The 23,913-nt window shown below is 54.1% G+C and carries 21 protein-coding genes and 1 pseudogene; 1 reads left to right on the top strand and 21 read right to left on the bottom strand.

Translation table 11 applies throughout. The features are described from left to right. Positions 1-15 precede the first annotated feature (15 nt). The 13 genes and pseudogenes from hisS to surE all read right to left on the bottom strand — a co-directional run bounded on the left by hisS (position 16) and on the right by surE (position 11,715). Positions 16-1,278, bottom strand: coding sequence for a histidine--tRNA ligase (gene hisS / locus EV674_RS02140; protein WP_241524855.1), 1,263 nt, complete (start codon positions 1,276-1,278; stop codon positions 16-18). A gap of 79 nt (positions 1,279-1,357) precedes the next feature. Beyond that, positions 1,358-2,605 carry a flavodoxin-dependent (E)-4-hydroxy-3-methylbut-2-enyl-diphosphate synthase gene (gene ispG, locus EV674_RS02135; protein WP_119011915.1) on the bottom strand — a complete coding sequence of 416 codons (1,248 nt, stop codon included), beginning with the start codon at positions 2,603-2,605 and terminating at the stop codon, positions 1,358-1,360. A gap of 26 nt (positions 2,606-2,631) precedes the next feature. Further along, positions 2,632-2,997: a DUF4115 domain-containing protein gene (locus tag EV674_RS17665; RefSeq protein WP_243647373.1), complete on the bottom strand. Its 366-nt coding sequence runs from the start codon at positions 2,995-2,997 to the stop codon at positions 2,632-2,634. Next, positions 2,994-3,488 carry a helix-turn-helix domain-containing protein gene (locus EV674_RS02125; RefSeq protein WP_243647372.1) on the bottom strand — a complete coding sequence of 165 codons (495 nt, stop codon included), beginning with the start codon at positions 3,486-3,488 and terminating at the stop codon, positions 2,994-2,996. The genes EV674_RS17665 and EV674_RS02125 overlap by 4 nt, the downstream gene beginning before the upstream one ends. Before the next feature lie 4 nt (positions 3,489-3,492). Then, entirely contained in the window at positions 3,493-4,293 is an 801-nt protein-coding gene (gene pilW / locus EV674_RS02120) for a type IV pilus biogenesis/stability protein PilW (RefSeq protein WP_119011884.1), read from the bottom strand. Further along, positions 4,290-5,411, bottom strand: a complete 1,122-nt coding sequence (gene rlmN / locus EV674_RS02115; RefSeq protein WP_119011883.1) for a dual-specificity RNA methyltransferase RlmN — start codon at positions 5,409-5,411, stop codon at positions 4,290-4,292. Before rlmN ends, pilW begins: the two co-directional genes overlap by 4 nt. Positions 5,412-5,490: 79 nt before the next feature. Then, positions 5,491-5,916 (bottom strand): nucleoside-diphosphate kinase, encoded by a 426-nt coding sequence (gene ndk / locus EV674_RS02110; protein WP_119011882.1) that lies wholly within the window; start codon positions 5,914-5,916, stop codon positions 5,491-5,493. A 94-nt stretch (positions 5,917-6,010) separates the two neighbouring features. Further along, on the bottom strand, positions 6,011-7,210 hold the full coding sequence (locus EV674_RS02105) for a pseudouridine synthase (protein ID WP_241524849.1): 1,200 nt from the start codon (positions 7,208-7,210) through the stop codon (positions 6,011-6,013). Positions 7,211-7,373: 163 nt separating this feature from the next. Next, positions 7,374-7,916 (bottom strand): annotated as a pseudogene (gene scpB, locus EV674_RS02100) (SMC-Scp complex subunit ScpB); the annotation flags it as partial. Positions 7,917-8,039: 123 nt separating this feature from the next. Continuing rightward, a complete protein-coding gene (locus EV674_RS02095) occupies positions 8,040-9,092 on the bottom strand; it encodes an RluA family pseudouridine synthase (protein ID WP_241524848.1) in 1,053 nt (350 codons plus the stop codon). 131 nt (positions 9,093-9,223) lie between these two features. Beyond that, positions 9,224-10,129 (bottom strand): peptidoglycan DD-metalloendopeptidase family protein, encoded by a 906-nt coding sequence (locus EV674_RS02090; protein WP_119011880.1) that lies wholly within the window; start codon positions 10,127-10,129, stop codon positions 9,224-9,226. Positions 10,130-10,141: 12 nt separating this feature from the next. Beyond that, positions 10,142-10,921, bottom strand: coding sequence for a protein-L-isoaspartate(D-aspartate) O-methyltransferase (locus EV674_RS02085; protein WP_119011879.1), 780 nt, complete (start codon positions 10,919-10,921; stop codon positions 10,142-10,144). Then, the gene (gene surE / locus EV674_RS02080) at positions 10,921-11,715 is read right to left on the bottom strand and encodes a 5'/3'-nucleotidase SurE (RefSeq protein ID WP_119011878.1); all 795 of its coding nucleotides are present in this window, start codon (positions 11,713-11,715) and stop codon (positions 10,921-10,923) included. Before surE ends, EV674_RS02085 begins: the two co-directional genes overlap by 1 nt. 136 nt (positions 11,716-11,851) lie before the next feature. Between surE and EV674_RS02075 the strand changes: the two genes are divergently transcribed. Further along, on the top strand, positions 11,852-13,387 hold the full coding sequence (locus tag EV674_RS02075; RefSeq protein ID WP_119011877.1) for a GGDEF domain-containing protein: 1,536 nt from the start codon (positions 11,852-11,854) through the stop codon (positions 13,385-13,387). Positions 13,388-13,498: 111 nt separating this feature from the next. Here EV674_RS02075 and EV674_RS02070 read toward each other — a convergent pair whose 3' ends face one another. The 8 genes from EV674_RS02070 to EV674_RS02035 all read right to left on the bottom strand — a co-directional run bounded on the left by EV674_RS02070 (position 13,499) and on the right by EV674_RS02035 (position 23,876). Then, positions 13,499-14,101, bottom strand: coding sequence for a hypothetical protein (locus EV674_RS02070; RefSeq protein WP_132750342.1), 603 nt, complete (start codon positions 14,099-14,101; stop codon positions 13,499-13,501). A gap of 332 nt (positions 14,102-14,433) precedes the next feature. Continuing rightward, complete coding sequence (locus EV674_RS02065; RefSeq protein ID WP_119011875.1) at positions 14,434-16,155, bottom strand: SLC13 family permease; 1,722 nt, start codon at positions 16,153-16,155, stop codon at positions 14,434-14,436. Beyond that, a complete protein-coding gene (locus EV674_RS02060; protein WP_132750341.1) occupies positions 16,152-17,231 on the bottom strand; it encodes a hypothetical protein in 1,080 nt (359 codons plus the stop codon). The genes EV674_RS02065 and EV674_RS02060 overlap by 4 nt, the downstream gene beginning before the upstream one ends. Further along, entirely contained in the window at positions 17,225-18,523 is a 1,299-nt protein-coding gene (locus EV674_RS02055) for a hypothetical protein (RefSeq protein ID WP_132750340.1), read from the bottom strand. The genes EV674_RS02060 and EV674_RS02055 overlap by 7 nt, the downstream gene beginning before the upstream one ends. Before the next feature lie 62 nt (positions 18,524-18,585). Beyond that, entirely contained in the window at positions 18,586-20,268 is a 1,683-nt protein-coding gene (locus tag EV674_RS02050; protein WP_119011872.1) for a multicopper oxidase family protein, read from the bottom strand. Further along, on the bottom strand, positions 20,265-21,353 hold the full coding sequence (locus EV674_RS02045) for an RCC1 domain-containing protein (RefSeq protein ID WP_119011871.1): 1,089 nt from the start codon (positions 21,351-21,353) through the stop codon (positions 20,265-20,267). Before EV674_RS02045 ends, EV674_RS02050 begins: the two co-directional genes overlap by 4 nt. Next, a complete protein-coding gene (locus tag EV674_RS02040; protein WP_119011913.1) occupies positions 21,350-22,153 on the bottom strand; it encodes a phytochelatin synthase family protein in 804 nt (267 codons plus the stop codon). Before EV674_RS02040 ends, EV674_RS02045 begins: the two co-directional genes overlap by 4 nt. A gap of 40 nt (positions 22,154-22,193) precedes the next feature. After that, entirely contained in the window at positions 22,194-23,876 is a 1,683-nt protein-coding gene (locus EV674_RS02035; RefSeq protein ID WP_157983657.1) for a pyridoxal phosphate-dependent decarboxylase family protein, read from the bottom strand. Positions 23,877-23,913 lie beyond the last annotated feature (37 nt).

Here is a 23,913-nt window from a genome sequence, read left to right as displayed (position 1 = left end):
AGCCACAATCAAAAGTTAACAATTTTTTAAGATTTCAGCCAAATCATTGATGGCATCTAAAGAATGTTCTGATTGAGAACCATGGCCATCTCTCAGCATTTTAACAGTCAAACATTTTCGAGAAATCTCTTCCTCACCAAATATAAGTGCATAAGTTGCGCCACTAGAATCAGCTTTTTTTAATTGAGATTTCATACTACCCATGCCCTCTCCAGACTGAATGGAGCTATGCATTTGGACACTGACGCCTAAAAAACGCAACTGCTGGATTACTTGAATAGCAATTAAAATATTATTTACACTTGGAATTACAGCATATACGTTGGGAATAAATTTCGGAATTATTGCCCCTTGCTCATTCAAAAGTTCAAGTACGCGTTCAACACCAATTGCCCACCCAACAGCTGGGGTTGGTTTTCCACCAACTTGCTCAACAAGATAATCATATCGCCCTCCACCACAAATAGTTCCCTGAGAACCAAGGCGATCAGTCACAAATTCAAAAACAGTTAGATTGTAATAATCCATTCCTCGAACTAGACGTGGATTTAATTTCCAAACCACACCAGCCGCATCAAGAATTGATTTAACAGCATCAAAGTGAGCAATTGATTCATCACTTAAGAAATCGAGTAAACGCGGAGCAGCATTTACCAGTGATTGCATATCAGGATTCTTAGTATCTAAAATACGCAATGGATTACTGTAAAGACGCCGACGGGCATCATCATCTAAAAGATCAATATTTTTTTCAAAATAAGAGATTAATGCATTTCTGTGAGCTTTTCGATCATTTGGTTGCCCCAAACTATTGATTTCAAGCCGAACCCCATCTAATCCGAGAATTTTCCAAAGTGAATCAGCAAGTAAAATTAACTCTGCGTCCAACTCAGGACCAGGAAAACCAATCGCCTCAGCTCCAACTTGATGGAACTGTCGATAACGCCCACGTTGAGGCCTTTCGTGACGAAACATAGGCCCCATGTAATAGAGTCGTTTACCTCCGTCATACAGCATCGAGTGCTCTACTACCGCTCTCACCACACCGGCAGTACATTCTGGTCTTAGTGTCAAATTTTCTCGATTAAGTCGATCCTCAAAAGAGTACATCTCTTTTTCGACAATATCCGTCACCTCTCCTAAGCCTCTAACGAACAACGCAGTAGACTCAACAATTGGAGTTCGAATATTACGATAGGAGTAAATATTCATCAAGGATCTAATTTTTTCTTCCAACCAATCCCAACTAGCAGAATTAGGTGGAAGAATATCATTCATCCCCTTAATTGCTGTTATTTTTTCAGACTTAGACGCGTATTGTTTTTTTTGAATGTTCACAACAATTTATACATTAAAGTTAATGTGCTGCACTAAAGCCAAATCTTTTATGCACGTAGTTTTCAACTACTTCTTGAAAATTCTCTATAATATTTTCACCACGCAGCGTCATGGCTTTCTCACCGTCAATAAAAACAGGTGCAACTGGTGATTCTCCTGTTCCAGGGAGACTAATTCCAATATCTGCATGTTTACTTTCACCAGGTCCATTGACGATACATCCCATCACAGCGACTTTCAATGCCTCAACCCCAGGATACTTAAACTTCCACACAGGCATCTGTAATCGCAAGTAATCATCAATTTTTTTTGCCAATTCTTGAAAAGTAGTACTTGTAGTACGCCCACAGCCAGGACACGCAGTCACACTAGGAGAAAATAACCGCAAACCCAAAGCCTGTAATATTTCAGAGGCAACAATTACCTCTTGCGTACGTGATTCAGCAGGAAGAGGTGTTAAAGAAACACGTATAGTATCTCCAATACCTTCTTGCAACAAGATAGATAAAGCTGCAGCAGATGCAACAGTTCCCTTGGTTCCCATTCCTGCTTCAGTTAATCCTAAATGCAAAGAATAGTCACATCTACGAGACAATTCTCTATAAACAGAAATTAAATCTTGAACACCACTAACTTTACATGACAGAATAATATTATTCTTATCGATCCCTATATTTTCTGCAAAATAAGCCGAATCTACAGCAGAAGTAATGAGTGCCTCATACATTATTTTCTGAGCACTCCAAGGCTGTACGCGATGGCTATTTTCGTCCATTAAACGGGCAAGTAAATCTTGATCCAGACTACCCCAGTTAACTCCTATGCGAACTGGTTTATTCCAACGGATAGCCGTTTCAATCATTTGTCCAAACTGAAGATCTTTTTTCTCTCCCCGACCTACATTGCCAGGATTAATTCGATATTTTGATAAGGCTTCTGCACACGCGGGAAAATCTTTTAACAACCGATGTCCGTTGTAATGAAAGTCGCCAACCAGCGGTACATCTATATTCATGCGGTCTAACTGCTCTCGCACATAAGGGACTGCAGCTGCAGCTTCAGGCGTATTAACAGTTATTCGAACTAGTTCTGATCCGGCAAGCGCCAGCTCTTTGACCTGTATAGCTGTTGCAATTGCATCTACAGTATCAGTGTTAGTCATGGATTGCACGCGTATAGGAGAATTACCCCCTATGCTAACTACACGCGTCCCCCAGATAACGTCTGTCTGTCTAGTTTTCCGAATAAATGGAGTAGCTGTAGGCATTATGTTTTTTGATTCAAAATTTATCACTAATTGACCTCAAATCTGGCCACATTGTTTCTAGAAAAAGATATTAAATCAAAAGGCAATCCACGAACAAAAACATCTGTCATATCAGCTCGACCAACAATGACAAAAAGAGGGAACTTATCAGACACTTCAATAGATTCTCCTGCCATCAAAGTACGCTGCAATATAACAACACCTTCTTTATTTTTTACTTCAATCCAAGATGAATTACGGGCCCTGAAAAACATGCCATCTAAATATTTTTCTCTAGAATCAGAAATTTTATTATTTACTTCAGATTTTTCTTTACGATTATTTTCAACTAGTATATTTTTTTGATCCTCATTAGATAATTTTTTACTACCGGAATAATCTAACGAATTCAATTCAAAATCACCACTATCAATTGAAAAAAAATTCCTTTAAAATAATCAATGGAGGAATTTAAAGAGTAATAATGATCGTCTATTTTTTTTGAAATAAAAAATAAAACAGAAATCAAAAGAAAAACAGATCCAATTACAAAAAATAAAAAATATTTATTTTTAGATTTATAACTTAGATTGGTATTTACACTTTCTTGATCAAGAGGCAGTCGAGCCTGCGCACCATTTGGCATAAGTGCAAGAACGGAAATGCTATCGACACCCAGGCTTCTACAGACGCTCGCAGCAAGGGCTCGCATGAAAACCACGTCAGGAAACACAGAAAAATCATCAGACTCTAAAGCTTCTAATTTCTCAACTGAAACTTTTAGCGAACTTGCAAGCTCCGTGAGCTTTAGTCCAGATGCTTGACGTGCTTGACGCAGAATTTTTCCAGAGGAAAACTCTCCCGAATGATGCTCAGAAAGATTCTTATGATCTAAAGCCGACATGTGCTCAGTCATTAAATTTCTTACTCTCATAGAGAGTAAGCTCACGTGATTCAGGAAAACGTTTACGCAATTGTTCTGCGAGTTGTTGCATGGCAATGTTATCGCCAAGTACACGTTCCACCTTCAAACCAAGCCATAATGTTTCTGAATTGGACATTCCACTATTATTTAAACGCCGAATGTAGAATTGCGATCTTTTAAAATCACCACGCTGAAATAATAAGGAAGCCAAATTATAAGAAACAATAGGATTTAAACTATCGATCTCATAAGATTTTAGGAGTGTTTTTTCCGCCTCCTTGTAATCTTTTGCACTCAATTGACAAAGTCCCTGTGCCATAAGCGTTTTTCCTAAAGAAGAATACCCTTTACTAGAAATAGCTATATTAAAATAGCGGTCTGCTTCGGAATATTTTTCTTGTACACACAAAAGCCACGCATAATTATGCGCAATATTTGGATCTAATGACTTTATATTTAATGCTCGCCGAAAACTTTCCTCTGCTTTATTGAATTCGTTGAGATGCATATAAATTAAGCCCAACATATTGTATGCATCTGCATAAGATGGATCCGTTGCCAACGCTTGTTTTGTCTCATCTAATGCAACTTGCACTTGACCGGATTCAAAATAGTTGGATGCCAACTCCAAGCGAATGCGGGCACGCTTGCGAATTTCAGCGTCATCAGAAGATGACAAAATATCAGTATCTGAAACAGAATTTGTTGCCACAGAGCAACCTACCATCGCAATCATGCAAATGATTGAAGCAAGAAATGCCCATAAAAAATTTTTTCTTTTCATTTTTCAGGACTTATCATAATTGTGCGGCGCTTTTTCATACGCTCTATTACACCAGTACGATCCTGAACTTCTCCTGCAAGTTGCCCACATGCAGCGTCAATGTCATCACCACGAGTTTTACGAACAGTAGTAACAATGCCGGCATCTGTCAGTAGCTTGGCAAAAGCAATAATATTGCTATCTAAAGAACGCTGCAAACCAGATGCAGGAAATGGATTAAACGGAATAAGATTAAACTTGCACCAAGTATTTGAATTTTCTTTAGATTTAATCAAATCAATTAAAGCTTTTGCATGCTCTGGCTGATCATTAACTTCATCTAACATGCAATATTCAAATGTTATAAAGTCTCGTGGTGCATATTTGAGATAACGGATACATGCATCCATCAACTCAATCAGGGGATATTTTTTATTCAGCGGAACAAGATCATTCCGCAAAAAATCTGTTGGCGCATGCAATGAAACAGCCAGCGCGACAGGGCAATCCAGCGCAAGACGATCTATCATCGGGACAATGCCAGATGTGGATACAGTAACTCGCCTGCGTGACAATCCATAACCATGATCATCAAGCATCACATGCAAAGCAGGCAAAATGGCCGCATAGTTCTGTAATGGTTCCCCCATTCCCATCATAACGACATTGGAAATGACCCGATCTTGCGCGCCTGATCGCGCGCGCAATGTGTGTTCAGCAAACCATAACTGAGCCAATATCTCGCTTGTGCTTAAATTTCGACTAAATCCTTGATGTCCCGTAGAACAAAAACGACAACCTACGGCGCAACCAGCTTGAGAAGAAATACATAATGTGCCTCGACCATCTTCGGGAATAAAAACAGTCTCAACAGCGTTGCCAGCACCCACATCAAACAACCATTTTATAGTTCCATCTGATGATTGGTGTTCGCTAATAACAGGGAGCGGTGAAATGCATGCGCACTGAGAAAGCTTCTGACGCAATGATTTTGCCAAATCACTCATCTCGGAGAATTCACCAGCACCCCGCTGATGAATCCAGCGAAAAAGCTGAGTAGCACGAAAGCGCTTTTCACCCAGCTTATCGCAAAATACAGCTAAGCCCTCAAGATCGAAATTCAACAGATTAGTTATCATTTCTTTATAAAGGCTTTCATATTTTGAACCCACGCACTGCAAAATATTTTCTAAAGTTACAAAGCATGGGATTAGAAAATTACCGTGCGTAAATGTTCATGCCCGGGAAGAAAAAGGCAATTTCAACAGCAGCAGTCTCAGGCGCATCAGAGCCATGAACAGCGTTGGCATCAATGCTGTCAGCGAAATCTGCACGAATAGTACCTGGCTCTGCTTTTTTCGGATCAGTTGCTCCCATGAGCTCGCGATTTTTGAGAATCGCATTCTCACCTTCGAGGGCTTGAATCATGACAGGTCCAGAAATCATGAAGCTCACAAGATCATTGAAAAATGGACGCTCTTTATGCACCGCATAAAACTGCTCTGCCTCTAAACGAGACAGGTGTGCCATACGTGCGGCAACCACCTTGAGACCAGCAGCTTCAAAACGCGCGTAAATTTGCCCAATCACATTCTTTGCAACGGCATCAGGTTTGATGATGGAAAGCGTACGTTCGATAGCCATTTTTAACTTCCTAAGTAAATAATATTTTGCTGAGCTTCTTGGTACAGAAACACAGCTTTTCATTCTAACTCGACACAGAGTGAAGGTAACGCAGTTACCTTTTCCGCCCCACGGAACTTCGCCGTTGCTCTTGCCGGTACCGGGCAAGGCTGTCGGAACCAATATAGCCGACAGAAGTCTTCATAGGATCTGGCTGACTCTGAGTCCTTTGCTGTGACCCAGCTTTTCTCTGCTGGTTACTACTTCCCTGGCCGACAATAGTGCCACTTGGAGCTCTACCAACGCCATCACGGCGTCGATCAGCAATGGCTGGCGCATCGCGCACCTTCTGATAACTATCGGTCACAGTGGACGCTTGCATCAATGCATTGATATCGCGCTCACCGAGCTCAAGCCATGCACCGCGTTTGAGACCGCGAGGCAAAACCATAGCACCGTACCGAATGCGAATAAGTCGGCTGACTGCATGTCCGACAGCTTCCAACATTCGCCGAACTTCGCGATTTCGTCCTTCAGAAATGGTAACGCGATACCAGCAGTTGGAACCTTCCCCGCCACCATCTTCAATTGAGCCAAATGATGCAACGCCGTCATCAAGTTGCACACCATTCAGAAGCTGCTGCTTCTCATCGTTGCTCAACGCCCCAAGAACGCGAACAGCATACTCGCGCTCTAGACCGAAACGGGGATGCATAAGCCTGTTAGCAAGTTCGCCAGAACTTGTCAACAGCAAGAGCCCCTCCGTGTTCAAATCAAGTCGCCCGACAGATTGCCATTTACCTTGCATCAGTCGCGGAAGCTTACGAAATACAGTAGGTCTATTCTGAGGATCATCGTGGGTCACAACCTCACCCACAGGCTTATGGTAAGCAATCACCCGTGGCGGAGGTGGCTCAATCCGAAACCGGATGGGTTTTCCATTGACTTTGACAACATCACCGTATTGAATCCGCTGGCCAACATGAGCGGGTTCGCCATTGACAGAAATTCTCCCCTCAAGAATTAAGCGCTCCATCTCCAATCTAGAGCCCATTCCAGCCTGAGCCAACACTTTGTGCAACTTGGGATTTTCAACTTGCGGAAGTAGCACACGCTTAGAAGGCGCTACATCAACACTTACTTCGTCGGTATCAAACTGTCCAGAGACAACATCTGCAAACTGGTATCCCTGCATCTTCTCCTGCTGTATCCCGTTTGCTCCAGTCTGAGCAAGCGACGGATGTTTTACTGCGCCGCGCACAACGCTGCGATCAAAATTTTTCCCGGAACTATCGGGTCGAGTGGATTTTTTCATGTCTAGCATTCCGGAATGCTGGGTCAAGCATTCGCTTGATATTTAAAAAATTACGCCCAATCACATGGACGGAACACAAGATCGGGAACAGAACCTAGACTTCCAAACGAAGACAACGGCCTATGCTCGTCTGTAAGACGTATCAATCAACGCACTAGACAGAGTCGAGTCCCTGCAAAATTTCTGTATGACTGGCCGAAACATCGATCGCAGGCAACTGCTCCAAAGAATGCAGCCCCAAATCATCAAGAAATTGGCGGGTGGTGACCAGCAAGGCCGGACGGCCGACCGTTTCACGGTAGCCAATGACCTCAACCCAACCGCGATCTTCTAGCTGCTTAACGATCAAGCTGTTGACTACAACACCTCGAATATCTTCAATATCACCACGTGTGACTGGCTGACGATAAGCAATGATGGCCAAAGTTTCCATGGTAGCTCGGGAGTACCGGGGAGGCTTCTCTGACTTTAATCGCTCCAGAAAACCCCGCATCTCTGGCTTGCTCTGAAACCGCCATCCCATGGCAACCTGAACAAGCTCTAGGCCTTTTTGCGACCAGTCATGCTGTAACTCCAACAGCAACGACTTGATAGTGTCTGGACTCAACTGCTCATCAACGAGCATCCGCAGGTCGCGCAAAGTCAGAGGATTTGGCGCACAAATCAGGGCAGTCTCGATGACGCGTTTGGCATCCATAGAATTCATTGTTTGCGTTCTTCCAGAGAAAAGGCTATTGAAGCCACAATGTCAAACGCTACAACACCGAAATGGACTTACCAACGCATGCAGGATGAGTTGTATTAAGTCACCAACAGACTAGCCCTAATGCTACGATCCTTGCGTCGATTGGGCCCCATTGTAGCCTAGGCCCCACGCTGCCAATGCCTGCTGCATATCCAGCGGCAGTGGTGCATACAGATCCAAGGGCTGATCAGTCACGGGATGAACGAAAGACAGCCGAAAAGCATGCAATGCCTGGCGCCCCATGACAGCAAGAAGGGTTCCACCGTATAAGGCATCGGCAACCAAGGGGTGTCCTATCAAGGCCATATGAACCCGAATTTGGTGTGTGCGACCAGTGTGCAAAGTGCATTTGACCAAACAGCCAAGATCGTTTCCAGTCAGAAAATGCACATCGGTTCTGGCCAGTTTTCCTGGATGCACGGTCATATCCACTACCGCCATGCGCAGACGGTTCCTGGGATCACGACCAATCGGCGCATCGACAGTGCGGTCAGCACTTCCTTGCCACGGACGGTGCGCCAAGGCCAGGTACTGGCGGCTTACTTTACGATCAGCGATCATGCGAACCAAAGCATCCATGGCATGGCGGCTGCGTGCAACCACCATGAGGCCGCTGGTATCTTTATCCAAACGATGAACGATACCCGCACGGGGCAATAAGGAAGCCCGTGGATCGCGCGCCAAAAGACCATTGAGCAGCGTTCCACTCCAATTACCAGGTGCAGGATGAACCACTAGCCCTGCGGGTTTGTGAAGAACCAAGAGGTGCTCGTCTTCATACGCAATCTGAAGATCCATGGGCTCGGGACGAAAGGCCTGACTTTGCAAGGTCTCACGCATTTCGACACAAACTCGGTCACCGACCTTGACACGTTGTGCAGCCTTGGAAACGACTTGGCCATTCAGACTGACGGCACCTTGTGCCAATAGCTGCTGAAGATAGTTGCGGGAGAACTCAGTCACCGCATCGGCCAGCGACCGATCCAGACGCTGCCCATGCTGTGCAATCCCTATCTGCAAAGTCCGAATCTCTGCGTGCTCAGCAGCGTCTGAATCGACTTCAGCGAACTCGTCGACATGATTCGACGCCGCATCGACAACCCGAGATCCATCTGGACAGTTTAATGTGACAGGCAAGACGCCCCCTCAAACAAAAGCATACGAGGCTGCAGCCAAAGGCAGTCTGTTTGGAACAGGCACTGCCCCTAAGAGCGCTTGCTCTGGAATCACAGGGAAGAGATGGCGTCCAGCACCCACTCACACCCCTTTTAGCGCGCAGGCAAATAACGCGATGGATCCACCGGTTTGCCTTGACGTCGAATTTCAAAATGCAGTTTCACACGGTCAGCATCTGTGCTGCCCATTTCCGCTATTTTTTGGCCTCGCCGAACTGCTTGATCTTCTTTGACCAACAAAACCTGGTTATGTGCATAGGCTGTCAAAAAAGTGTTGTTGTGCTTAAGGATGATGAGATTACCGTAGCCTCGCAGGCCTGCTCCGGCATACACCACTCGCCCATCTGCAGCGGCGAGTACGGGATCACCGGCCTTACCCCCGATGTCATACCCCTTGTTGCGTGCCTCATCAAAGCCAGCAATCAATGTGCCACTGGAAGGCCAAATAAAGCCCAGATCGTCATCACCGGAGGTTGCAGGCGCCGCAGGAGCAACGGGTACTGGCGCAGATGCGGCCGCTTGCGCCGAAGCAGCAGGAGCAGCAGGAGCAGCAGGCTTTGCTGCACTGGCAGCAACTGTAGGCGCCACAACAGCAGCCGTCACGGGACGCGCCACCACACCGCTGTTATCCGCAGGACTCTGACCGACCCCAATGGCTGTGGGTGGAGCCACTCTCAGCACTTGACCGACCTCAATGAGGTTGGCATTTTCCAAGCTGCTCCAACGCGCAATGTCTTTCCAGCTCTGCCCGGTCTCCAGCCCAATGCGAATCAGGGTATCTCCTGGCTTGACGGTGTAGTAACCCGGTTTACCGGCATTTTCCGCACCAGGCAATGGCTTGATCTGCGCCACCACTACGCCTTGCTGCGGCGCAGAAGATGCCACAGAAGTTCCCCGGTCTTCCACCGGAGCCCTGTTGAGCCGGGTGCCACAGCCAGACAACACAAGTCCAACCAGCGCCATAGAACCCCAGACCACAAGGCCACGCGATACCAGCATAAATCAATCCCTTCAGGCAATCCCCGATTTTAGAGGGACAAAATGCACGGACTCGAGCACGCTTTGTTTCAACCCGTGTGCCGTCTTGTCTACTACCAGCAACACTTGTTGGCCACCCGCAACCACCGTAGGGGCCACCAAGCGTCCACCAATGGCCAATTGATCGCACCAATCTGTCGGTAAAGAGGCGCCACCTGCGGCAGCGATGATGCCAGCGTAAGGAGCTCCCTTCGGATAACCCAGCATGCCATCACCCAGCATCAGGTGGACATTCATCAGGTGCAAGGGACGCAAGTTGACTCTCGCCCGGTCATGTAATCCTCGCAACCGTTCCATGGAATACACCTCGCGGGCCAAACGGCTCAGCACAGCAGCTTGGTATCCACAGCCGGTACCTATCTCCAGCACTCGGCCCAACACACCGCTTTCACGGGCGATTTCTGCCCCCAGCAGCAACTCAGCCATCCGGGCAACAATGCTGGGCTTTGAAATGGTCTGACCCAAACCGATGGGCAGACTGGTGTCTTCATAGGCTTGATTGACCAACGCGCTATCAACAAAACGGTGCCGCTCCACTGCGCCCATGGCTTGCAGCACCAAGGGCGAAGAAATGCCCGCGCTAACCAATCGCTGCACCATGCGCGCGCGCACTGCTGCAGAATCCAATCCCACCCCTACAGGGGCGGACACCGGCATGACTACGGGCTTGCGCGGTGGCTGTAACCCAGACGCCAAGGGATGCGTGCCCGAAGGCAGCGCAATACGAGCAGGAAAACCAGGTCGACGTTGCATCAGGCACCTGCACCAGCAGCCACATCCACGGCGCAGGCCGTACCACTGGCACAGCACACTGTCGCCCAACCAGCCAGGCTCTCATGGTCCGTCAAATCCACCTTCAAAGGTGTCACAGCCACATGGCCCTGTGCAGTGGCGTGGAAGTCCGTTCCCTCTGCATCATCTTTGGCTGGGCCCGCACCGCCAATCCAATACATGGTTTCGCCCCGAGGACTGTTCTGGGTGATCACGCGCTCGGCTGCATGGCGACGCCCCAGGCGGCACAGCTTCAGAGGCCGCATAGCCTCCAGGGGAAGGTTGGGGATATTGATGTTCAGCAACCATGGATTCCCCCCCAACCATTGTTGCGCCTGCATTTGCAACACCATTTCACGCGCTTTCTGGGCAGCCGCCTCAAGCTCACCCCAGCCCTTATCCACTTGCGAGAAAGCCATGGAAGGAATGCCAAACAGATAGCCCTCCATTGCAGCGCCTACGGTGCCTGAATAGATGGTGTCGTCTCCCATGTTGGCGCCGTTGTTGATGCCGGAGACCACCAGATCGGGCCTGTACCCCAATAACCCAGTCAGTGCGATATGCACGCAGTCTGCAGGCGTGCCGTTGATGTACCGGAATCCATTGTGTGCCGTGTGGACGTACAGCGGAGAGTGCAGCGTCAAGGCATTGGACTTGGCACTGTTGTTGTGTTCGGGCGCCACCACTTCCACCTCGGCCACCGTTGCCAATGCCGCATGGAGCGCCACGATGCCCGGCGCCTGATAGCCGTCGTCGTTTGAAATAAGGATTTTCATGGGTGCTGAAGAGGTTGCAACGGATTGTAGGCGCCGAACCGGGCCCTGCGGTCTTTCACCCGGAGGCTTTGCAAGCCCACAAGCCTCTGTCACACTCGCCCATCTTTGTCCCCCACCACTGCACTGGTGCCTGCCAATGGCGGAACGACCTCCTTCGGATATAGCACGCGACACTCTCAAGCAATTGGCAGTTCGCAGGCTCCCACCTACCCCTGAGAACTACCAGGCCCTGTACGACGAAATCGCTGGAGGCCATACACCGGTGCCCTTTCCGGAGGGGCCACTGCGGCATATCCTGCGCGTCATCCCAGGCCAGACACCGGCACAAAAACGCTTGCTGGGTCAATTTGAAGCAGCGGTCGCACAGCGCGACTGGTCTGCACTGCAAAACGTCTTGGTGGGCTACGCCAAGCTGGGCTTGCACACCACGGACACCACTGCAACCACCGAGTCGACCTCCACTACGGCAGGTGCGGTTGTCTTGCCTGACGAGCTGGCAGAGCAAATTGCCCGCATGGTCGAATACACCATGCCCGCCTTGGACAGTGACGATGCCCGTGTTCACTTGCTGGGCACCCAACTGGTGCAGTTTTTGCGCCAGCCCTCACCACCAGCCAGCACCCTGCAAATGCTGCTGAGCAACTTCAGCTACCGCCTCTCGTTTGCCACCGAAGACCAATCGGCCATTCGCGGGATGTTGCTGGAGTTATTGCACATGGTGTTTGAGAATATTGCTGCACTCAGCACAGATGACCGCTGGCTGCACGGCCAGGCCGAGGCACTGATGGCGGCCACCTCACGCCCCCTTTCGCTGCGCCACCTCGACGATGTACGCCGCCGACTGAAAGACGTCATCTTCAAGCAAACAGAAGCCAAGGGGCGGCTGGTGGAAGCCCAGGAGCAGATGAAGGAGATGCTCACCGCCTTCATCACACGCCTGAGCAGCATGACCCAGGCCAGCGGCACCTACCAGGAGCGCATGGAGCGCTGTGCCACGCAGATTGGCAAAGCCACCACACTCAATGAAATCACTCCGGTGCTCCAGGAAGTCATGGGTGCCACACGCGCTATGGCGCTGGACAGCAGCATGGCGCACGGCGAACTCACCGATCTGCGCGAACGCACCGAGGAAAAGCAGGCAGAGATGGTGCGCTTGCAGCAAGAGCTTGACCGCGTCAGCGCCCAGGCGCGGCACGACCCACTGACAGGCTCCCTCAACCGCAAAGGCCTCGATGAAGTGCTGGAGCGTGAAATAGCCCGCGCCCGCCGCACCGAAACGCCGTTGTGCGTGGCACTGCTGGACGTGGACAACTTCAAACAGGTCAACGACCGGATGGGCCACGAGGCTGGAGATGCTGCCTTGGTACACCTGGCCAACGTGGTACGCGATGTCATGCGCCCGCAAGACATGCTGGCGCGCTACGGTGGCGAAGAATTCATTCTGGTGCTGCCAGACACCCCATTGGACGTGGGAGTACAGGCCATGCAGCGCCTGCAACGCGAGTTGACCAAACGCTTTTTTCTGCAAGGCAACGAAAAACTGCTGATTACCTTCAGTGCCGGCCTGGCCCAGGTAGCCACTGACGAGAACAGTACCGACACCATACGGCGTGCAGACCAGGGCATGTACCTGGCCAAACGCAACGGAAAAAACCGGGTGGTGGCAGTTTGACCCAGGCAAGCGGCCCACGTACCGCGGCACCAATCACTACCAAAAACGTAGCTGCTTGCGCACGCCACACAAGGGCTTGAGCCTTTTTTCATCAAAAAATACAGGCTATCTTCAGGGGCCCGACAAAAAACCTGCCAGCCGCGCACTGAGCACGTAAAACGACGGCAAAGCATCACGCTGGCGTGCCACAAAATCACGCTGCAAGCCCACGGCCATCTCGTATGGCGGCGTGGGAGATGGCAGCGCAGTCCCCCTGCCTGCCAACGCCATCTGCGCCAGCATCTCTCCTCGCTGCTCGGGCGCTTGTAACAAAACCATGTCGGCGCCCAGCTCCAGGCTTTCGAGCCGAGAGGCCAAAATCGGCTGGGGCGTGGCCAGGCGCAGCGCCCGCAACCAACTCGCCTGCGGCAGGCCACCCACGCTATCGCGCCCACGGCCTAGCGTGCGGCCCACAAACACCAGGTCTGCTCCAAGCTGGCGCACGGAGCGCTCCAGCATGGATGGTTCCAGAACCGTGTTTTCGGCCAACGGCTGAAGATGCAAACCAGCCACGCGTGCAGCATCCGTCATTAGTTGGTATTCCAGCAGTCCCTCGGGGTCGCTCCCGTACAACACCAGAAGCCGCTGCCCTGGCTGGGCCAGATCAGACAAAACCTTGCCCCATGCCGCCACATGGCGGCCCTGATCCACCACCTGGGCAGGGGTATCTGGCATGGCCACCACCGGGCTTGCTTGCCGGGGTTGGCTGTCCAGACATTGGCGTGCGCCAGCGCCTTCGGCTATCACCGCATGGGGATCAAAAGCCTGCATTTGGGCCAACACACGCTGGCAAACACTGGAATCAAAAGCCAGATATTGGTGGCGCAACTTGAGGCGTGAGAGCTGCCCCAACACAGCCCCAACCCCACGGCCAAAGGCATTTGTGGAAGCACTATCGGCAGTGCCCTCATGCAACACCAGAATACGGCGACTGTTCATGTTGGTCACTACAGCCCCCGCTGCCAACAGCAAAAAAAGGGCCACCCACGCCCAGCGCATGGCACGACTCATCGCAGGTACCCCAAGTGGTGCCAATAAGGAATCGAGACTGCCAAGGCAGCCATGCGGCAGGCCTGGATGCGGGCATTACGCTTCAACATCCCAGCGCCCTGGTTTTCAGGCATGCCCAAAGACTCGCGAAACAGGAGGTAATCTGTGCTCTGGTGTGGAAAAAACCATACCTCGCTGGCGGTCAGCACAACGAATCCGACCACCAATGGATGCATACCATGGGCGTCTGCCAAAGGCAGCAGCACGGCACACAGCGTGGTAATGCACACCACCGCTGGCAACACCATCCGCAGCAGCACCACCACGGCCCCCAAGAGCAGCAAAAAATACACCTGCGCTTCACGCAAGAGCTGCTCCAGTTGCCCGACATGCGCCACGATCCAATCCTGGATACCCATGTGCGTGAACCCACGTGCAAATCCTACCGTGCAGACCAGATAAATCAGGATAGGCCAATGGATATCGCTGTGCAGCTGGTTCAGGGGCAACACCCCTGTGGCCATGAGCAACAGCAATACAAACAGCGCCAGCCACGCTGTCTCGATGTGATGGACATTGCCCAGTGCCACCCCCAGCGTGAGACAGGCCAAAGCCACGGCAGTCACCACTTCGGCTGACGAGATACCCGGTAGGGGAGCCGGTTTTTCTGCCACCGCTGGTGCATCTTGACACTGCGCACGACCACTGCCCCACACCACATCAAGCGCCAGAAGAACGCCCAAAACCAGCGTATAAACCACGGCGCATTGAAACCAGGTAAGCCAGTTGACGTGGGGCTGCCAATGCTCTGGCAGGATGCCCAACACAATGAAATTAGCCGGGTTTCCCAACAAAAAAGCCGTAGAAAACAACGTACTACCTGAAAGAGCGGCAAAGGCCAGCGCGGTGCTGTTGCCGGGCTGGGCCAGTACCTTCACCATGGGTGCCACGAGTTGCAACCGACCCGAAGTGCTGGGAATGAACAAAGTCATCACCACCCCGACCAGCACCAGACAGGACTGGAGCACACGGGAGGTGTGCGGCAGGCGCCGCAACAGCACCCCCAAAAGGCGCTGCATGAGCCCACTGCGCTGAATCGCCACGCTGATGCCAAACATGCCCAGCAGCAGGAAAAAACTGCCACTGGTAAAACCCGCCAGCGCCTGGCCCAGCGGCAAGTGGTTGCCCGCCATCATCAACAGCAGCGACAGCAACGCGCCCACAAAAGGGGGGGCCAATCCCAGTACCCAGACGCACAACCCCGCGCTGATCGCCGACAGAAAGCGCAACCACTGTGCCAAGGTATCGCTGCGATCGCCCAGAATAACCATGGCCAAAACCGGTAGCCCCAAGGCCAGCAGCCATCCCACTGCGGCACGCAAACCCAAGCTGGGAGCGGTGTCTGTCGAATGGCTGTCCACGGGCGCACCGGTCACGCCAGAACCTGCGAGTGCGCACTCCAGGTAGTGTCGGCAGGCATCTTGATCCTGCACCAGAACACGCAAAGCAGCACAAGGAACCAACCAGCCTCGTGCAGCCGCACCGGCAGGCGGTTGCGACGCATCAAACACCAAGGCTTGCCCATTGGCCGACCAGCCCAGCACCACGGCCTCCTGGGCCATGCCCACCAACGCAGGCACGTCCGAACAAGCCACCGTTTGGGCCATCGCCTCCAACATGCGGCGGCTGGAACGATCCAGGCCACGCCACAAAGGATGCTCTTGCAGCGTGTGGGTCATTGCACACCGCCGCCCAGCAGCCGCCCAGAAACCCGTGCGTAGTACGCATCCATGGCGCCAATCGAAAGGCGACGGAGTTCCATTTGCCGACGATTCACCACCAGGGCAAAGTCTTGTGTCAGCGCATGCTGCCCACGCTCGGCGGAAAACTCAGAACCACTGCTGCGGGAGACTTGAACTGCCATCTGCGCAGCCACTTCACCTTGCTCAAAGGGCGACGGCAAAATCCCCATCGGAATACCGTCTGACACGGCATAGGCCGACAGTGCCGTCATCGGGATCTTCAATCGTTCCAGCGCAGCCTGCGCTAACAACCGCCTCCAGACGGAAGCGGAAAGGTTGCCGGGCCCAGGCAAGTTGCGATAGTCACCGATAACCACCATATCCGCCTGCTGGGCAATCTCACCAAGCGCCTGCTGCCACTGATCCAACGTCGCACACCGCCACACACCCACTGGCTGCGCTCCTTGCCATCTATGCGATGCAAACCCTCTGGCTTCTTCATCGGCAGCAGGGCCCGCATCAGAGATCAAAGCGATGCGACGGGGATGTGCTGGCTCCTGCACCTGGGCATCACTGAGCTCTGTGAGCCGCAGTAAAGAGCGCTCAACGATGCCCCAGGGGGTACGTTCTGCAATGCCACGGATGTGGGTGCCCGGGGTACGTGCCAGCGTTCTTTGCGCATCCTCAATTCCGCTATAAACGATTTGCGGTCGATCACCAGCGACATACGCGCCCCCCACACGGGCCTGTGCCAGATCGTCCACCAACAAGAGCACATCGGGTCGCCAACGCGCAATCAGGCCATGTGCTTGCACGATCTGCGTGCTCACCCGTTCTTCGCTATGGCCATAGAGATAGATGCGCTGCAGGCGGATTGCGCTGCTTTGGTCAATGACACGGTCAATTCCCGCATCAATGCCACGAATCCAGGGAATACGTTCATTCTGGCTGTGAACCACCAAAACCGAAGGGCGGCTGGCACCGGACCACACCAGGCCCGCCACCAGCGCCATAGCAGCGGCCACGATCCAAAAACGAGGCCAGAACGGCGATGTGTTCTGCGCCGCTACCATCCACACCATCTCCACCAGAGGTAGTACACAGCACAGCCTGCCCACGTCACAGGGCTGCGCACGGTGGCCCAGGCCACAAGCATGCGTGCCTGGCTGCCAGCGCCAGTGTGGCGTCGGAACATGAAATCCACCATGTGGAAGGCCACCAATACCGCTATCGCGGTATCGAGCAGATCATGCCCCTGCACCGAAGACCAGGATGTTGCCAGCACCAGCGCCGCCACGATGGCGACACCCGAGGGCACCACCATCCTCAGGCAGAAGAGGAATGGCAGTGCCAGTGACGTACTCCCCCATTCCAGGCCCCAGGCAGGTATGGCAGCGGCAAAACTGGCGATGAGCCCGGGCAACACCGTCGCACAGACAAAGAGCGGCCAATCTACACCCCAGTGGTAGCTCTGGGGCGTCAACACTTTCGTGGCAAACAAAACCACCATAGCCAGCAGAGACACCAGACCGGGGGAAAAGCCATGCAACGGTTGCAACGCCACCATAAGCACCATCACAGCAGCAATACCCACAACGCATTGCACCGCGAAACGATCTTCAGACAGTTCTCGCGATCCAAGCACCACCTGCGGTAGAGGAGTAACACCACCCAGAGCGGGTCGCGCGCACCATTGAACACAGCTGGCATAGGCCAGCGCCAGCGCCAGCAACGGCCAAGTGTGCTGTAACCAATACGCAGGGACAAATCGATCCACCCCGCCCGCAGGCAGCAGTGCCAAGACCAGCAGATTGGCAGGCTGTGCCGGCAGCCACGCCAACGCCGCCCCCAACTGCGCCGCACTGACCACATCACGCGGCACCTGTCGTGGTGTAGACGAGGGCACCAGGCAAAAGCTGTACGCCCAACGGCGTGCCTGTGCGGACGATGGCAGCAGTGCGAAAACCATGGCCAACCACCACACGGCAGGTGCACGCGGCCAACGCGGTGTGTGCGGGGCTTGCAAACTGTGCAGGGCACGGGCCATCAAAGCCCCCGTCAATCCGGATTGCCGCGCCGCTACGGACAAGGAAAAAGCGCCCAACCACCACAATGCTGCATCACTGACCGCACCCGACAAGAGCACAGCAATCGGCGCAAGGTCAAACAAGCTCATGACCAGCAATGCCAGCAACACCGCAAACAGCGGTGGCAGGGAAGGCACCATCCACAGCCCCACCAGCAAAGCTATGCTGAGCCAAGTTCCCACCTGCCTGGGCGTTAGCCCCCAGGAAAGCACACTGGACTCAAAACCATAAGCCAGCACCCCCAGCAAGGCGCATATGGCACAGACTACCCATGCCATGGGATCTTCGAGACTGTGTGGCGGCATGTTCCGCACAGTCCCGGTGCTCCCCCCGCGAACGCTCATACCACTTCGACGATCTGCATCATTCCCATGTCTTCATGCGCCAGGATGTGGCAATGCATCACAAAAACACCGGAAAAGTCGGAAAAACGGGTGCGGAACGTCACCGATGTGGGGGCCTCGGGTGTACCGCCGCGTGGCAACCCGATGGTGTCTGACCAGAAGGGCTCGACTGGAACACCGTTGATCTTGACCACCTCAAACGGGTTGATGTGGATATGGAAAGGGTGCTGCACTGCATTCATGTTGTAGACAGTCCACTCCTCCACGCTGTTGAGCGCCACCGTCTGGCGGATCGCACGGTGCGACTGAAACGGCGCCAGACGCTGTGGCATTGCCGGGGTCACGGACGCCGCAGAGCCACCAGCCCCCATCGTGAAAGCGGTATCCGCCATGAAAGTCGCACCGGTCTGGTACTGCCATTGGTCAAGCTCACCGGGAGGCAAATCCAGCGCATCGACTGCGGGCGGCGTATCCAGCGGGGCCCCACTGTTGTTGAACACGGAACGCAAAACGATATTGCGGCGCAATCCACCATGTGCAGCCAGTTCTTCATCACGGATGGGAGCCAGCGCATCAGGCACCGGCAAAGGCGCCTTGGGCAATGCCATTGCGATCGGCTCACCCTCCACCACGATTTCGGCCAGAACGTCCTCGGCCAGCGGCGCAGGAAAGCCCATATCGTAGGCCTTGGTGCGCAGCACATAGCGCCCTGGTGCCCCAGCCTGCACCAGAATATCAGCACGGTTGCCGGGCGCCAGCACCAAACCTTCGGCAGCGTTGGCAGAAAAGGTTTTGGGTTGGCTGCGGGGGCAAGAGTCCAGTGCAATCAAATGCAGATCGTGCCCTTCCAGCGCCAGATGAAGGTAATTCGCAATGCTGGCATTGACCAGCCGCCAGCGCTCCACTTGGCCAGGGCGCAGCACCAAGGTGGGACGACGTACACCATTGATCAAGAACGGTGGCTCTGCACCAGGGTTGGCAACCTGGGAGAAGCTCTCCAGCTCCCCTTTGGCATCGAAAATCGGCGCCTGGAACATCATGACGCGGTCACGGGCTGCGGCAATCTCGGGTACATCGTCCAACGGGCCCGTGACCACAATGGCACCAGCCATGCCACTGGCCACTTGCACTGCGGTCGCACCGTGCAAGTGGGGGTGGTACCAAGAGGTGCCAGCCGGGTGGTCGTCCACGATCGCATATTCATGCTGGCGCGACTGCCCAGGCTGCACGGCAGACTCTGCTGAATCGATCACGTAGTCGCCATAGAGGTTCTCGCCCACCAGGCCAGGTGCCACATGCAGACCATGGGTGTGCAAATTGGCACTGTTCATGTAGCGCAGATGCTCCACCGGCTCCACGCTGGACGGATTGGGCGGCAGATCATTGACCACGCGAATGCGCAAGGTCTCGCCCGCACGCACTTGCAGCGTGGGTGCAGGCACCATGGCGTTGTAGGTGCGCAAATGCACACGCTGACCGCGCAGATTCAGATCCGCATAAGCCATGCGCAAGGTGTAGTCCAGCACGCCGTTGCTGGCCAACAAGCGCGGTGGCTCTACAAAGGTTTCTGGTGTCCCCGTACCACCGCCACAAGAGGCCAATGCGGCAGGCAAAACAGCACCGGCGCTGAGTTTCCAGGAAACATTCAAAAAATCACGGCGTGTATAGGCTTGGCTCATGTTCTGGCTTCTTCGTGGTTGATGGAAACTGCATCGTCGAGTTTGCGGGGTGTTGCCTGATACAGCGCGGCCTGGCCCAACTGGCCTGCACGGTTGTCACCCCATGCCCACACATGCCAACCATCACTGACCAGCACATGACCCTGCCCTGCCACTATTTTCTTCAGCGCAGGCAAGTGCGCCAACACTTGCACACCGTGCAAGACCTCGGTATGGCCTTGCCCCAATTGGCCCCGGGCGTTCCAACCCCAGGCGTACAAACGCCCAGAACGGCCCAGCGCATAAGACACATATTGGCCTGCAGCGACCTGGATAGCCCCTTCAGGCAACGCCACCTGGTGCGGGGTTGTGCGGTACGCTGGCGCACGTTCGCCAAGTTGGCCATGTTGGTTGCTACCCCATGCCCAGACCTGGCCACGGACGTCAATCGCCAGACTGTGGCTCGCACCCGCTGCCACAGCCACCATCTTGCGTGGCATGGGCACGCGCGTTGGCTCGCTGTAATCCTGGAGGTGACCCGCACCCAGCTGACCGGCTGTGTTGGCACCCCAACCCCATACGCGCTGTGCACCGTCCAGCAAGAGGGCATGGGCTACGCCAGCACAGCAATCGGCGATGGCTGGCACACCGGCTACACGCAAAGGTCCCGCATTGCGCGCCTGCGCTGAACCTGGCGCAAGCCCCCAGTGATAGAGGCCGCCGTCCCGGGCACGGGCCAAAGTAAAAAACTCACTGCCGCGCAACTGCGCCAAGGCGGGCAAACCAGCCAAAGGCTTGGGCTGCTGCGCCACGATATGTGAGAGCCGACCACCAAGCCCTGCCCGATTGGCACCCCAGACATACGCCATCCCCTGCGCATCAAGGGCCAGACTCATGCCAGCGCTGGCTGTGATATGGCGCAACTCGACATCGGTGGGCACATACACAGCGCCGCTCTCTGATGAAGGTGCAGAGCACACCCCCAGCGGGGCGGGGAACCGTCCGGTACCGTCGCCGCCCCAGCCAACAAGCTGCGCACCACTGCGCAGCACCAGGCTGTGATCCCGGCCCGCTGCCAGATCAAGCACTTGCGCCGCAACGCTCATGGTTTTTTGGTTACGACCAACAAACCACGGGCCTTGCCGCTCACGCTGTCAGGGTCTTGCGCACCGCGCAATAAATCTGCCAGCGGCACCCACACGGGCGGGTACTTGTAGCGCGCCACGTCCATCAGCAGCACCGAGTCACTCGCCTCATGGTAGGCCGCCAGCGGCGACCAATGGCCACCGCCCACCTCACCGATAAAACGGCGGTTGAAATTGAAAAGAACAAAGCGGTCTTGCTCACGAAGATGCTTTTTGAGCAGTTGGCGCAATTGGTCTGCATCGAGTGTGTCCGCAGAAACCTTGTCGATGTGCACCGGATACTGGCCCAGGACGGTTGCCAGCTGATCCAGCGTCATACCTTCTTTGGACACCACCTCAGGGTCTGCGATACGTTTATCCACCACAGTGAAAAAGTCTTGCTGTGTGAAAAACGGAAAGTCCGGGTACAGCGTTGTGGCCGGGCGTGGCAGGCCCAGTGCGTTGAGCGCAATCACCGAGGTGGCCACCGAACAATAGGCTTGGTTGCGCTGGGTTTCAAAGTAGGTAGCCAGTGGCCAGTAGGCCTGGCGGTAATCGCTCTGGATCAAGCGCTGCTGCCCAATCGGGTGCGACAGCGTAAAAAGATGGTTGGGAATCTCCAGCGGTTGCCCGGCCACTGCGGCGGCGGGTGGCTGTATAGCCACCGTGCGCGCCATGGTGGTTTGGGGCGTGGCCACCACGGCAGCCGTGAGCAGCCCCGCCAGCAAGGCGTTGCTGCTCCATGAGCGGGTCAGACGGAGAAAAGGTACAAGTTTTTTCATGGCAATGGCATCGTTCGTTTGCAATCAGGAAGGCTGCCGCTCAGGCTTTGGCGGTCGCAGTGCGCACTTTTTTGCGCGCTTCCACCAAAGCAGCCAGGGCGTTATCAATAGAGCCTGGGTCGGTAAACACCGACAACGTGAAGAACTTGATGCCCACAATAGGCTCGCCGTAGCTGGTGCTGCGGTAGCGGCTGGTCTGCACGAAAACGGGGCTTTCGCCGGATTCAGCTGCTTCGCGCGTGCTCAGGTACACCGCCTTGTTGAACTCGTTGTGCTCCAGCAAGGCTGCGCGCTGACCAGCGTTGCTTTTCTCGGCCCGGTAGGCTGCGTCGGCATCCACACCGTCGGGATAGACCCGGATTACCACCACTGCGCCATGGTTGTCTTCGTTGAGCACCGTCAGCCATGGCAAATCGCGCGCCTTCTGGCGCAACAGGTGCGACATCTGCACGCAATGGCTGAGCAAACCACGGAAGCCGTCCTTGCCCAGCAGCATCAGGTTAGACAACGCTGCCAGCACTGGCCCGCCCGAACGCGAGCACTCCAGGGTGTAAATACCAGGGTCGTACTCACCAAACTGGAACAGATACGGCATGGCTACCTTGTCGCGGCGCACCGGGTTGAGCAGCTGTGCATCACTGGCCAGAAACAGGCTGGACGCGTAGGGCGTATAGCCGCTCTTGTGAAAATCAATGCCCAGCGAATCGGCCAACGGCAGGTGGCGCATGCGCTCACGCAGCAGCTTGAGCGAATGCAGTGCCTCAGCGGGAATCCCCAGCGGATTGGCATCGAACTCATAGTCGTTGAACACCGAATAGGCCCAGCCGATCACAGCATCAGCATGGAGGTAGGGCATGTAGTCAAGGCGGTACTCCTTGACCAGGCGCTGGCGCAGCGCGTGCACGGCCTCGATGTCGTCCACGCCAAAAGCGTCGGTACTGCCCATGGTGACGACGATGGCGGCAATGCGCTCGCCTTTTTCGATACTCTGGCGCAGGGCTTTTTCCAATGCAGCCACATCCATGGCGTTGTCATCGCCCGTCGGCACGGAAATGGCTGCCTGGCTGCCCAGGCCCAGCCACGCCGAGGCACTGAGCTTGGCATAGTGCGCCACATCAGAACCAAACACGCGCAAGGGCTGGCGCATGCCCTCGGTGAACAGTCCCGGTTGCGCGCGCTCGGCGCCCAATTTGATGCCATAGAGCGTCGTACCGGTACCACCAAAGGTGAAAAGCCCCAACGCTTTTTCAGGGTCGTAACCGACCAGTGCTGCACACATGGCGGATACGCGCACCTCAGCTTCTGCGGCTTTGTGCGATAGGTCGTCCCACACCGTATTGGGATCCACCAGGGAGCCATACAGTTGCCCGATGATGGACACCGACGTGGACGATCCATGCAAGCGGTGAACATCCGGGTGGCTCCAGGTGAACTGGCCTTCCAGGTAACGCGCGGTTTCGCGGATCGTGCCGCGCATGTCGCCCATTTCCTTGTTCACCCGGGATTTGCGGGCACCGGCGTAGTCCAGCGGCTTGCGCTCGCCCAGAAAAGTGCGATGCGTCTTGAGCTTTTCGTACTCGGACAAGGCATAGGCCATGACGCGCGAGAAGCGGCTGTCGGCAGCCGCAGAGTTCGTGGGCGAGGGAAAGGTGTCTCGAATGGAACGAACGATGCGCTTGTAGCCTTCCGGGCCGACGGTGACATCCGAATGGTGTGTCGTCATAGCCGTTTTGGCCCGTGCGGGCAAAGCAACCACTGCG

The sequence above is a fragment of the Simplicispira metamorpha genome (assembly GCF_004341365.1).
GTDB classification, from domain to species: Bacteria; Pseudomonadota; Gammaproteobacteria; order Burkholderiales; family Burkholderiaceae_C; genus Simplicispira; species Simplicispira metamorpha.
This window is presented reverse-complemented; position numbering and strand designations above follow the sequence as displayed.

Coding starts and splice junctions, on each gene's coding strand:
- hisS (WP_241524855.1), bottom strand. CDS start 1,278: ATGAATGATATTCTTCCACCTAATTCTGCTAGTTGGGATTGGTTGGAA.
- ispG (WP_119011915.1), bottom strand. CDS start 2,605: ATGCCTACAGCTACTCCATTTATTCGGAAAACTAGACAGACAGACGTT.
- EV674_RS02125 (WP_243647372.1), bottom strand. CDS start 3,488: ATGTCGGCTTTAGATCATAAGAATCTTTCTGAGCATCATTCGGGAGAG.
- pilW (WP_119011884.1), bottom strand. CDS start 4,293: ATGAAAAGAAAAAATTTTTTATGGGCATTTCTTGCTTCAATCATTTGC.
- rlmN (WP_119011883.1), bottom strand. CDS start 5,411: ATGATAACTAATCTGTTGAATTTCGATCTTGAGGGCTTAGCTGTATTT.
- ndk (WP_119011882.1), bottom strand. CDS start 5,916: ATGGCTATCGAACGTACGCTTTCCATCATCAAACCTGATGCCGTTGCA.
- EV674_RS02105 (WP_241524849.1), bottom strand. CDS start 7,210: ATGAAAAAATCCACTCGACCCGATAGTTCCGGGAAAAATTTTGATCGC.
- EV674_RS02090 (WP_119011880.1), bottom strand. CDS start 10,129: ATGCTGGTATCGCGTGGCCTTGTGGTCTGGGGTTCTATGGCGCTGGTT.
- EV674_RS02085 (WP_119011879.1), bottom strand. CDS start 10,921: ATGCAACGTCGACCTGGTTTTCCTGCTCGTATTGCGCTGCCTTCGGGC.
- surE (WP_119011878.1), bottom strand. CDS start 11,715: ATGAAAATCCTTATTTCAAACGACGACGGCTATCAGGCGCCGGGCATC.
- EV674_RS02075 (WP_119011877.1), top strand. CDS start 11,852: ATGGCGGAACGACCTCCTTCGGATATAGCACGCGACACTCTCAAGCAA.
- EV674_RS02070 (WP_132750342.1), bottom strand. CDS start 14,101: ATGCCAGATACCCCTGCCCAGGTGGTGGATCAGGGCCGCCATGTGGCG.
- EV674_RS02065 (WP_119011875.1), bottom strand. CDS start 16,155: ATGACCCACACGCTGCAAGAGCATCCTTTGTGGCGTGGCCTGGATCGT.
- EV674_RS02060 (WP_132750341.1), bottom strand. CDS start 17,231: ATGGTAGCGGCGCAGAACACATCGCCGTTCTGGCCTCGTTTTTGGATC.
- EV674_RS02055 (WP_132750340.1), bottom strand. CDS start 18,523: ATGGCATGGGTAGTCTGTGCCATATGCGCCTTGCTGGGGGTGCTGGCT.
- EV674_RS02050 (WP_119011872.1), bottom strand. CDS start 20,268: ATGAGCCAAGCCTATACACGCCGTGATTTTTTGAATGTTTCCTGGAAA.
- EV674_RS02045 (WP_119011871.1), bottom strand. CDS start 21,353: ATGAGCGTTGCGGCGCAAGTGCTTGATCTGGCAGCGGGCCGGGATCAC.
- EV674_RS02040 (WP_119011913.1), bottom strand. CDS start 22,153: ATGAAAAAACTTGTACCTTTTCTCCGTCTGACCCGCTCATGGAGCAGC.
- EV674_RS02035 (WP_157983657.1), bottom strand. CDS start 23,876: ATGACGACACACCATTCGGATGTCACCGTCGGCCCGGAAGGCTACAAG.